General features: G+C 69.2%; 7 protein-coding genes. 6 read left to right on the top strand and 1 reads right to left on the bottom strand.

The window, feature by feature from the left end:
- On the bottom strand, positions 1-2,147 hold a 2,147-nt coding region (locus tag QMG61_RS16990), incomplete at its 3' end, for an ATP-dependent Clp protease ATP-binding subunit (protein ID WP_283495520.1).
- Positions 2,148-2,376: 229 nt separating this feature from the next.
- On the opposite strand from QMG61_RS16990, the gene QMG61_RS16985 reads away from it, so the two are divergent.
- From QMG61_RS16985 to QMG61_RS16960, 6 genes are all read left to right on the top strand, one after another.
- A complete protein-coding gene (locus QMG61_RS16985; protein ID WP_283495519.1) occupies positions 2,377-3,276 on the top strand; it encodes a universal stress protein in 900 nt (299 codons plus the stop codon).
- Positions 3,277-3,279: 3 nt separating this feature from the next.
- The gene (locus tag QMG61_RS16980; protein ID WP_283495518.1) at positions 3,280-4,830 is read left to right on the top strand and encodes an APC family permease; all 1,551 of its coding nucleotides are present in this window, start codon (positions 3,280-3,282) and stop codon (positions 4,828-4,830) included.
- Positions 4,831-4,899: 69 nt separating this feature from the next.
- On the top strand, positions 4,900-8,328 hold the full coding sequence (locus QMG61_RS16975; protein ID WP_283495517.1) for a DEAD/DEAH box helicase: 3,429 nt from the start codon (positions 4,900-4,902) through the stop codon (positions 8,326-8,328).
- Positions 8,329-8,412: 84 nt separating this feature from the next.
- The gene (locus QMG61_RS16970) at positions 8,413-9,288 is read left to right on the top strand and encodes a class II fructose-bisphosphatase family protein (protein ID WP_283495516.1); all 876 of its coding nucleotides are present in this window, start codon (positions 8,413-8,415) and stop codon (positions 9,286-9,288) included.
- Between the two features lie 150 nt (positions 9,289-9,438).
- On the top strand, positions 9,439-10,743 hold the full coding sequence (locus QMG61_RS16965) for a glycosyltransferase 87 family protein (RefSeq protein ID WP_283495515.1): 1,305 nt from the start codon (positions 9,439-9,441) through the stop codon (positions 10,741-10,743).
- Positions 10,744-10,776: 33 nt separating this feature from the next.
- Positions 10,777-11,385 carry a histidine phosphatase family protein gene (locus QMG61_RS16960; protein ID WP_283495514.1) on the top strand — a complete coding sequence of 203 codons (609 nt, stop codon included), beginning with the start codon at positions 10,777-10,779 and terminating at the stop codon, positions 11,383-11,385.
- Positions 11,386-11,654 lie beyond the last annotated feature (269 nt).

Below are 11,654 nucleotides of genomic sequence, written 5' to 3'. Positions count from 1 at the left end.
GAGATGGGGGCGGATGCCACGGTCAGGGCGTCCTGGTCGGCGTCCAAGTCCACGAGCACCGTGTCGCCGTCCCGGATCTTCCCCGAGAGCAACGCCGTCGCGAGCCGGTCGTCGATCTCGGTCTGCATCAGCCGCCGGAGCGGACGCGCCCCATAGATCGGGTCGTACCCGCGCTCGGCCAGCCAGGACCGGGCGTCCGGGGTCACCGCGAGCTCGAGCCGGCGTTCGACCAGACGCCGCTCCAGCCGGTCGACGAGCAGCTCGACGATCTGGCCGAGGTCGTCCATCGTCAGCGACTCGAACACGACGATGTCGTCGAGGCGGTTGACGAACTCGGGCTTGAAGGTCTGCCGCACCAGTTGCTGCACGGCGTCCTCCTTCTGCTGCCGGTCGAGGCTCGCATCGATCAGGAACTGCGAGCCGAGGTTCGAGGTCAGCACGAGGATCGTGTTGCGGAAGTCGACCGTGCGGCCCTGGCCATCCGTCAACCGGCCGTCGTCGAGCACCTGCAACAGCACGTCGAAGACCTCCGGATGCGCCTTCTCCACCTCGTCAAAGAGGATCACCGAGTACGGGCGGCGGCGCACGGCCTCGGTCAACTGCCCTCCCTGCTCGTAGCCGATGTAGCCGGGAGGCGCCCCGACGAGCCGGGAGACGGAGAACTTCTCCCCGTACTCGCTCATGTCGATGCGCACCATGGCCTTCTCATCGTCGAACAGGAACTCGGCGAGCGCCTTGGCCAGCTCCGTCTTGCCCACCCCGGTCGGCCCGAGGAACAGGAACGATCCGGTCGGCCGGTCCGGGTCGGAAATCCCGGCCCGGCTGCGGCGCACGGCGTCGGCGACGGCCCGCACGGCTGCTTTCTGACCGATCAGCCGGTGCCCGAGCTCGCCCTCCAGATTGAGTAGCTTGTCGGTCTCGCCCTGCAGCAGCCTGCCCACGGGGATACCCGTCCACATCGCCACGACCGCGGCGATGTCCTCGGCGGTGACGTGGTCGTTGACCATCCTGGGGCCGTCGGATTCGGCCCGTTCGGCCTCCGCCAGCTCGCGTTCCATCACCGGGATGTCGCCGTAGAGCAGCCGGGACGCCTGCTCCAGGTTGCCCTCACGCTGGGCCCGGTCCGCAGCGATACGCGCGGTGTCCAGCTTCTCCTTGAGCTCGCCGACTCGGTTGAGCGAGGACCGCTCCTTATCCCAGCGGGCCTGCAGCGTGGCCAGGTTCTCTTCCCGTTCGACCAGGCTCTCGCGCAGCTTCTCCAGGCGCTGCTTCGAGGCGTCGTCCTTCTCCTTCTTCAGCGCCAGCTCTTCGAGCTTGAGCCGGTCGACGCTGCGGCGCAGTTCATCGATCTCCACCGGCGCGGAGTCGATCTCCATCCGCAGTCGGCTCGCGGCCTCGTCGATCAGGTCGATTGCCTTGTCCGGGAGCTGCCGGGCGGTGATGTAGCGGTTCGAGAGGGATGCCGCGGCCACGAGCGCGGCGTCGGCGATCGACACCTTGTGGTGGGCCTCGTAACGTTCCTTGAGCCCGCGCAGAATAGCCACGGTGTCTTCGACGCTGGGTTCGTCGACGAGGACCGGCTGGAAGCGGCGCTCGAGCGCGGCATCCTTCTCGATGAACTCGCGATACTCGTTGAGCGTCGTGGCGCCGATCAGGCGCAACTCGCCGCGGGCCAGCATCGGCTTGAGCATGTTGGAGGCCGCCACCGAGCCTTCGCCGCCGCCCGCCCCCATCAGCGTGTGCAACTCGTCGACGAAGGTGATGATCTGGCCGTCGGCGTCGTTGATCTCCTTGAGCACGGCCTTGAGGCGCTCCTCGAACTCGCCGCGGTACTTGGCCCCGGCCACCAGGGCCGCCAGGTCCAGGGAGACCAACTGCTTTCCCTTGAGTGAATCGGCGACGTCGCCGGCGACGATGCGCTGGGCGAGCCCCTCCACGACCGCCGTCTTTCCGACACCCGGCTCGCCGATCAGCACCGGGTTGTTCTTCGTTCGCCGGGTCAGCACCTGGCTCACTCGCCGGATCTCCGCGTCCCGCCCGATGACCGGGTCGAGCTTGCCGCTCTTGGCGATCTCGGTGAGGTTCACCCCGTACTTCTCGAGGGCCGTCTTGGCGTCTTCCTGGGGCGGCTGCTGGCCTGCTTGCATCGCGAGATCCTCTCTCTGGCCGGCCGGCCCCCTGCAGGGTCGACCAAAAGCTGAGTCATGTCGACTCAACTTTATTCGATATTCGACCAACCCGCTAGCGCCGCGGGCGCCCGGGCGAGGCCGGCGCGCGAACGGCGCCCGGCAGGCGCTTCCCGCTGCCACTGACCGTCGTCTGGATGTACGGTGTGAATTACTGGACCGCGGGACAGGAACCAAGGGAGTGAACAAAGTGAGCAGAGTAGCGAACTACGTCGTCGCCTACGAAGCAACCGGGCGCGGCAACGAAGCCATCGAACTCGGTGTCGCCCTGGCCAGACTGACCGGCGCCGAGTTGCGACTCTGCCTCGTGCTGCCGCACTCCTCCGCCGTTCCGGCGAAAGTGGGCGCCTCGGCATCCGACTTCGAATCGCTGCTCGAGAAGCAGGCCCTCGAATGGCTTTCCCAGGCGGCACTGCGGATCCCGGCGGATATCGTCGCGACGACGCACCTGCTCTGGGCGGATTCCGCCACGGAGGGCCTGCTGCAGGCGGTCGAACGCTTCGACTCCGACCGGATCATCGTCGGCGCCTCACGCCGCGGCATCCTGAACCGGTTCACGATCGGCAGCGTGGCCAATGGCCTGCTGCACGCCGCGCCGGTTCCGGTTGCGCTCGCCCCGGACGGCTACCGCGCGCCCGATCAGATCACCCGGATCACCTGTGCGATCGGCACCCGGGCGGGCTGGCGCACCCTGCTCGACTCGGTGATCGCCTTCACCGAGGGCCTCACCGTCGACCTGCGCTTCGTCACCCTGGTCGAGGTCGACGCGCATCGCACCCACGCGACCGGCGGCGAGGCCGTGGCCGACGAGAACGAGAGCGGCGCCCACCTGCGCACCGTGCTCGACTACTTCTCGACCCACTCGCGGGCGCACGGGGACATCACCACCGAGGTGGCATCCGGCCACACCGTCGAAGCAGCGGTCGAGGCCCTCGACTGGCAGGAGACTGAGGTCGCCTTCGTCGGGTCCAGCCGACTCGCCCAGCCCACCACGATCTTCCTCGGGATCACGGCGCACCGCATACTGCACGCGCTGCCCGTTCCGCTGGTCGTCGTCCCCACCGGCAGCCACGCCCGCCTGACCCGCTGACCCATGGCGAAGGGCTACCCCATCTCGGCCTCGGCCTCGGCCTCAACCCCGACCGTCGGCTCCGGGGCACTGTCCGACAAGGGCCTGCACGCCGGCTCGATCGGCCTGCTGGGCGCGACGGTGATCGGCATCTCCTGCATCGCCCCGGCGTACACCCTGACGGCCTCGCTCGGCCCGACCGTCGCCGCCGTCGGCACGCAGCTGCCCGGCATCTTCCTGGTCGGATTCATCCCGATGCTCCTGGTGGCCCTCGGTTACCGCGAGCTGAACAACGCCATGCCGGATGCCGGCACCTCCTTCACCTGGGCCACCCGGGCCTTCGGCCCCTGGGTCGGCTGGATGGGCGGTTGGGGACTCATCGTCGCCACCGTTGTGGTGCTGTCCAACCTCGCCGGCGTCGCCGTCGATTTCTTCTACCTGATGCTCGCCCAGCTGTTCGGCAATCCCGCCCTGGCCGGCCTCGCCTCCAACGTGGTCATCAACGTGCTTACCTGCCTGGTCTTCATGGTGACGGCCTGTTACATCTCCTACCGGGGCATGAAGACCACCAAGGCCGTGCAGTACGTGCTCGTCACATTCCAGCTGGTCGTTCTGGTCTGGTTCAGCGTCGCCGCGCTATCGCACATCGGCAACGGAACCGCCTTCGATGCCCTCGGCTTCAGCGCCGACTGGTTCAACCCGTTCCTGGCCCCCTCCTTCTCCGCCTTCGCGGCCGGAGTGTCGATCTCCATCTTCATCTTCTGGGGCTGGGACGTCACCCTGACCATGAACGAGGAGACGAAAAACCCCACGACCACGCCCGGGCGCGCGGCCACCCTCACCGTCAGCGTCATCTTCGGGCTCTACGTCCTGGTCGCGGTCGCGGCCCTGATGTTCTCCGGCATCGGCAACGGCGAGCTCGGACTGGGCAACGCCGACATCCAGGGGAACGTTTTCGCCGCCCTGGCCGGGCCGGTGATGGGCCCGTTCGCCATCCTGATGTCACTGGCCGTGCTCTCGAGCTCGTCCGCGTCGCTGCAGTCCACCTTCGTCGGCCCGGCACGCACCATGCTCGCGATGGGCCATTACCGGGCCTTCCCGACGAGCTTCGCCGCGATCAGCCCGACCTACAAGTCTCCCGGATTCGCGACCGTGGTGGCGGGCATCGTCGCCTGGCTGTTCTATGCCGTGATGCGGGTGCTCAGCACCGACGTGCTCACCGACACCATCCTCACCCTGGGGATGATGATCTGCTTCTACTACGGCGTCACCGCGTTCGCCTGTGTCTGGTACTTCCGCGCCGAGGCGTTCGGCCGGCCGAGGGCCTTCCTGCTCAAGTTCCTCGCCCCACTGCTCGGCGGGATCATCCTGGCCGTCATTTTCGTCACCACCCTGTATGACAGCATCAACCCCGGCTACGGCAGCGGGTCGAACATCGGCGGGGTCGGACTCGTCTTCATCCTGGCCATGGTGCTGTTCCTCGGCGGCGTGGTGCTGATGCTGCTGATGCGGCGCGCAGATCCGACATTCTTCCAGGGCAACACCCTGCGGAAGGGTTCCTCCGTCGACATCTAGCCCGGCGCGGCCGACGCGCGCCCCGCAGGGCCGATCGATGCATTCCCGTGGGAGAATAGGACCCTCCTCATGGCCCATTCGCTCAGTTCCCACCAGATCGCGCTACTCGTGGGCAGCCAGGCGTTCTCCCGCGGCGAGCGCTACGCCCGCAACGGCAACGTCACCCGGCAGGAATGGTTCGGCGCGGGCACCCAGCTTTTCGGAGAGGTGCAGGGCACCCGCCCGACGCCCTACTCGGTGACCGTGTCGTTCACGACGAACGCCGCCGGCGCCCTGGTGCGTGCCACCGGCGCCTGCACGTGCCCGATCAAGACGAACTGCAAGCACGTGGCCGCCCTCCTGCTCGTCAGTGCCGGCACCCCCGATCGTGATACCCGCCCAGCGGCCGAACCCGGCCGGGCGGTCGGTGACCGGCGGATGCCCCGGTTCGAGCCGTCCTCCGGCCCGCCGGCCCCGCCCACAACGCCGGACTGGCAACGCGCCCTCGCGCCGCTCGCCCGGCCGACCGCCACCATTCCGGCCGTCACGCCGGTCGGCATCCAGTTCGAACTGCAGGACCCGGGCCGGGACGCGCGGTTCGGCGGCGGTGCGGCCCGGCAGCGGCTGGGGGCCCGCCCGGTCATCATGGGCAAGAAGGGCAAGTGGATCCGCGGCAACCTGACCTGGGACAACCTCACCTACATCTACGGCAGCTATGACCCCGCACAGCTGGCGGTGCTCAAGGCGCTCTACGCCCTGTACTCGGCGGGCAGCCGGCCGAACGGCTTCGCGCAACAGTGGATCCTGCTCGACGGATTCGCCAACCGAGCCTTCTGGGAGATCCTCGCCGAGGCCAGAACCGCGGGAGTCGCCCTGGTCACCGGCGCGGGCGGCCCGGAACGGGTGAGCGTATCGCCGGCACCCGCCGCGCTCCAGATCGACATCCGCCGGGAGGGCGGCGGGCTGGTCCTGACCCCCGCCGTCATCCTGGACGGCCGCCGGCTCGGGCTGGCCGAGTTCGGCTTCATCGGCAGCCCCGCCCACGGCATGTTCGCCCGGTCGGGAGCCGGCCCCGGCCCGGTTGCCGACGGCGCGAAGACCGCGCTCACCCTCGCACCGCTCGAGCACCAGCTCGGGCCGGAGCTGATCGCTCTGGCCGCGTCAGCAGACGGTCTCGTCGTTCCCGGCGCCGACGAGAGCCTGTTCCTCACCGACTTCTACCCGTTCCTGCGCCGACAGCTCACCCTGACCAGCACCGATGGCTCCTTCGAACTGCCGGATTCACCCCGACCCCGCCTGACGCTGGCGCTGACCCACGAGGCCGGGGCGCGACTGGAGCTCCGCTGGGACTGGGAGTACCTCACGCCAGGGGCCGAGGCGGTGCTGCACCGGAGCACCCTCCGGTCGGCCCCCGGCGACAACCGATTCCGGGATCCGGCTCGGGAGGACGATATCCTCTCCGCCGTCGGGCCCGTCCTGGCCGGCTACCCCGCGCTCGAAGCCGCGCCCGATGACGCGCACCAGGGCCGATCCAGCCTGGCCACGATCGCCACGCTCGATGGCGCGGCAATGATCGACTTCCTGGCGCGGACCGTTCCGGAGCTCGAGTCCCTGGCCGACGTTCGGGTCACGGTCAGCGTCGACGCCCCACAGTACCGGGCCGCCGAGGAGGCGCCGGTGATCAGCCTGGCCACGACGGAGAGCACCGCCACCCGGGATTGGTTCAACCTCGCCGTGACCGTCAGCATCGACGGGGAGGACATCCCGTTCGACGAGTTGTTCCGGGCACTGTCGGCAACCCAGGAGATCCTGATCCTGCAGAGCGGCACCTGGTTCAGCCTCGACCGACCCGAGCTGCACCAGCTCCGCCGGCTGATCGAGGAGGCCCGAGGCCTGCAGGAGGTCGGCGCGGAGTCGCTCGGGCTCAACCGGTTCCAGGCCGACCTCTGGGAGGAACTGCAGGCCCTGGGCGTAGTCGGAGAACAGGCCGCGGGGTGGCGAGCCGCCGTCGCCGGCCTCACGGATGCCGACCGGATCGAGCGGCGCCCGCTTCCGACCGCCGTACACGCCACACTGCGCGGTTACCAGCAGGCCGGGTTCGACTGGTTGAGCTTCCTCTACGACCACCGGCTCGGCGGCATCCTCGCCGACGACATGGGACTGGGTAAGACGCTGCAGGCCATCGCCTTGATCGCGCATGCCCGCGACCAGGCCTCGGGGTCGGGGTCGGGGTCGGGGTCGGGGTCGGCCGCCGGAGTTCCAGACGAGCCCGGAGTACCCGACGCGCCGTTCCTCGTCGTGGCTCCCACCAGCGTGGTGTCGAACTGGGCCGCGGAATGCGCCCGCTTCGCTCCGAGCCTCCGCGTGGCCACCGTCACCCAGACCGCGGCCAAGCGCAGCACGAGCCTGGCCGAGGTGGCGCAGGGGGCAGACGTCGTGATCACCTCGTACACCCTCTTCCGGCTCGACTTCGAGAGCTACCACGGGCTGGACTGGGCCGGGCTCCTGCTGGACGAGGCCCAGTTCGTGAAGAACCACCAGTCCAGGGCGCACCAGTGCGCCAGGCGCCTGGAGACGCCGTTCAAGCTCGCAATCACGGGCACGCCGATGGAGAACAACCTGATGGAGCTCTGGTCGCTGCTCTCGATCACGGCGCCCGGCCTGTTCCCCAGCCCCGGGCGCTTCACCGACTACTACCGCAAACCGATCGAGGCCGATGCCGACGCCGATCGGCTCGGCCAGTTGCGCCGGCGCATCCGGCCGTTCATGCTGCGCCGCACCAAGGACCAGGTGGCCGGCGACCTGCCGGAGAAGCAGGAACAGGTGCTCGAACTCGAGCTCAACCCGAAGCACCGCCGGGTCTACGACACCCACCTGGCGAGGGAACGGCAGAAGGTGCTCGGCCTGATCGACGACCTCAATGCCAACCGGTTCGAGATCTTCCGCTCGCTCACCATGTTGCGCCAGCTCAGCCTCGACGCGAGCCTGTACGACGAGAAGTATGCGGGGATTCCGTCGACCAAGCTCGACGCGCTGCTCGAACTGCTTGAGGACACCGTCGCCGAGGGGCACCGCACGCTCATTTTCAGCCAGTTCACCCAGTACCTCGGCAAGGCCAGGGACCGGCTCGATGCCGCCGGGATCAGCTATTCCTACCTCGACGGCAAGACCAGGGCCAGAGCACGCGTCATCGACGAGTTCAAGAACGGCACCAACTCGGTCTTTCTGATCAGCCTCAAGGCGGGCGGCTTTGGCCTCAACCTCACCGAGGCCGACTACGTCATCCTGCTCGACCCCTGGTGGAACCCGGCCACGGAGGCCCAGGCCGTCGACCGGGTGCACCGCATCGGCCAGACGAAGAACGTCATGGTCTACCGCCTGGTCGCCAAGGACACGATCGAGGAAAAGGTGATGGCGCTCAAGGCCACCAAGGCTCGCCTCTTCGAGAGCGTGATGACGGATGCCGCGCCGCGCGGCTCAGCGCTGACGGCGGCGGACATCCGCGAACTCCTGTCCTGAGCCTGAGCCCGGGGCGGGATCGGCCCGCCCGATAGGCTGGGACTTCCCGGTCACGGGGCGAACTCTCGAGCAATGAGGTGGCGGATGCCGCAGACGAACCTTCCCGACGGTGCCTCCGCGACCACCGTGATCGGCGCCGCCCTCTGGCCGGCCGACCTGGTCGAGGCCGTCCGCGCCTCAACCGACGCCGCGGCCGCTGCCGCCCGGGAATGGGTCGGTCGCGGCGACAAGGTGGCCGCGGATGCTGCTGCCGTCGCGGCGATGCGGGCCATCCTGATGAATGCACCGTTCTCCGGCACGGTCGTGATCGGCGAGGGCGAGAAGGATGAGGCGCCGATGCTCGCCAACGGGGAACGGCTCGGCACGGGCCGCGGCACGGAGTGCGACATCGCCGTCGATCCGCTGGACGGCACGAGCCTGGCCGCCCGGGCGCTTCCCGGCGCGGTGAGCGTCATCGCGCTCGCTCCCCGCGGCACCATGTTCGATCCGGCCGGGGTCTTCTACATGGAAAAACTCATTGCGGGGGCCGCGGGCCTCGGCGTGCTGGACCTGCGCCGCTCCGCCACGGCCAACCTCCGCGCCTACGCGGCCGCAACCGGCGTGGCCGAAACCTCGCTCACGGTCGCCGTGCTCGACAAGCCTCGCCATGCCGCGCTGATCAGGGAGCTTCGCGCCGCCGGCGCCACGGTGAGCCTGACCGTGGAGGGCGACGTGTCGACGGCCATCGCCGCCGCGACCCCGGGCAGCGCGATCGACCTGGTGATGGGAATCGGTGGAACCCCGGAGGGCATCATCGCGGCCTGCGCGGTGCGCGCCCTCGGCGGCGTCATGCTGGGCCGGATGGCGCCGCAGAGCGATGCCGAACGGCTATCAGCCGGCCGGGATCTGTCCCGGCTGTTCGAGGTCGCCGACCTCGTGTCCAGCGAGCGCGTGCTGTTCGCCTCCTCCCCCGTCACCTGAACCGGACGCTCTCCCTCAGCGCCGCTCCGCTGAGAGCACTCTCAGATCCGTCGCCCGCTGGACGCCTGACGAACCCCTCCCTGTCATCTGGGCTTTCTACGCTGGCGTCAGGCATCACACCGGGTGTCGACGTCCGTAGAGGTGAGTGCCGTGTCCCTGATTCTCGACCGGGCCGATCGCCGGCTCTTCCGCGCCATCACTCCGGCCAGGATGGCCTGGCTTCACAGCCCCCGCGCCCTGGTGCTCGGCTTCCTCGCCGTGCACGCCGTGTTCCTGCTCGCCCTGCTGCCGACCATCCTCACCGGCCGCGTCCTGGGCGACCTGCCGCTGTACCGCACCTGGGCGGAGAACGGGCTCCTCCATCACCTGTGGCAGGGCATCACCGTCGAGTGGGTGTACCCGATCGGGGCGCTCCTGCCGATCGTGCTGGCCGGCCTGGGCGGGCCCCTCCTCTATCAGCTGCTCTGGTTCCTGATGACGATGTCGTTGAACGCTCTCGCCGTCGCGGCACTCACCGATCGGGGCCGAGACGCCCGCGGCTACCGGGCGGCGTGGCTCTGGCTCCTGATCAGTTTCGTGCTCAGCCCTGTCGCCCTGCTGCGACTGGAGGGACTCACCGCGCCGCTCGTGATCATCGCTCTCGTGCTGCTGGCCCGCCGTCCCGTTGTGGCCGCGGCTCTGCTCACGGCCGCGACCTGGATCAAGGTCTGGCCCGCCGCCGTGATGTTGGCGGTGGTCGCCGTTGTCCGGCGCCGGTGGCTGGTCGCCGCCACGGGCGCGGCCATCAGCCTGGCGATCGCCGGCTTCGTCTGGGCGGCGGGCGGCATCCGTTTTCTCACCGGCTTCATCACCATGCAGTCCGACCGTGCCCTTCAGCTCGAGGCTCCCGTGACCACACCATGGGTGTGGCTGGCCTCAGCCGGGCGGCCGGGCACAGTCATCTACCAGAACTACGCCATTGCGACCAGGGAGGTCATCGGCCCGGGCACAACGCTTGTCGCGGAGGTGATGACGCCGCTGATGTTTCTGGCCGTCGGCGCGGTGCTCGTACTCATGCTCGTGGGACTCCGGCGCGGCAGCGACCCCACTCTGCTGCTGCTCCTCGGCTCCCTCGCCCTGGTCGGGGCGTTCATCGTGTTCAACAAGGTCGGCTCCCCCCAGTACATGCTGTGGCTGGTGCCGATCGTGGTCGTCGGCGCGACACGAGCCTGGCGGCAGTGGCGCGCCGCGGCCTATCTCATGCTCGCGATCAGCGTGCTGACGACCTTGATCTTCCCGATCTTCTACCTGCAGCTGATCGATGGCGACCCCCTGGCCGTGCTGCTCCTCACCGCGCGCAACCTGCTGGTCATCGTGCTGTTCGGCTGGTCGGTGCGCGCCCTCGTCCGGCTGCTCAAGACGTCGAACGTGGGCGCCGAGGCCGCGGCCCACGCCGTCGCCGCCCGGCAGGCGTGACCGCGGACGGGGGCGCTGGAGGAGAATGGACCGGTGAGTTCTGCAACTACCTTCGCCCTTGTCCGCCACGGCCAGACCGAATGGAATGCGCTGATGCGCATCCAGGGCCGGTCCGATATTCCACTGAACGAGACCGGACGCGGCCAGGCGATCGCCGCCGTCGGGACGCTGTCATCGTATGACTGGGACTTCGTCGTCTCCTCGCCCTTGTCGCGGGCGGCCGAGACGGCCGACCTGATCGCCGACGGCCTGGGACTCAGCGTCACGCAGCGCATGCCGGCCCTCGTCGAACGCGACTACGGCCTCGCCGAGGGTCTCAGCGCCGGCGCCGAGCTCGACGCCCTGCGCGAGCCCGGCGGACTGACCGGCAACGGTGGCTTTCGGGGGGCGGAGCCCGAGGACGACGTCGCCGACCGCGGCGTCGACGCACTGCGGATGCTGGCGAGCGACTACCCGGGCGCCCGGATCATCGTTGTCAGCCACGGCACCCTGATCCGGCTGAGCCTGATCCGCATCCTCGATCGCCCCATCCCGACGATCGTCAATGCCGCCCTCACCGTGGCGCAGAGCGGCCCGGACGGCTGGACGCTCGACGTGCTCAACGGCGACATCCTCGAGCCCGTGTTCGCCGGTCCCGTCTAGCGGATCTTCGCGGTTGCCCGCGCCGGTGCCTGGTGCTCGTGGCCCGTGGTCTGCGGCGGGCCGGGTTCCGGGGCGTGGGCCGCGAGGGCCCTGGTCGGAGCCGGCGTGGTGCGTTGCGCTGCGGTGCGGTGCGGTGCGGTGCGGGGTGAGGGTTAACGCAAGAAAGCCACCCCGTGGGGTGGCTTTCTTGGTTTTTCTAAGTTAAGTCCGGCGGTGTCCTACTCTCCCACAGGGTCCCCCCTGCAGTACCATCGGCGCTGAGAGTCTTA

Source organism: Cryobacterium sp. PH31-AA6 (assembly GCF_030063195.1).
In the GTDB taxonomy this organism is placed as follows: domain Bacteria; phylum Actinomycetota; class Actinomycetes; order Actinomycetales; family Microbacteriaceae; genus Cryobacterium.
Note: the sequence above shows the minus strand (reverse complement) of the source record. Positions and strands in the feature narration are given on the sequence as shown.

Coding starts and splice junctions, on each gene's coding strand:
- QMG61_RS16980 (WP_283495518.1), top strand. CDS start 3,280: ATGGCGAAGGGCTACCCCATCTCGGCCTCGGCCTCGGCCTCAACCCCG.
- QMG61_RS16975 (WP_283495517.1), top strand. CDS start 4,900: ATGGCCCATTCGCTCAGTTCCCACCAGATCGCGCTACTCGTGGGCAGC.
- QMG61_RS16970 (WP_283495516.1), top strand. CDS start 8,413: ATGCCGCAGACGAACCTTCCCGACGGTGCCTCCGCGACCACCGTGATC.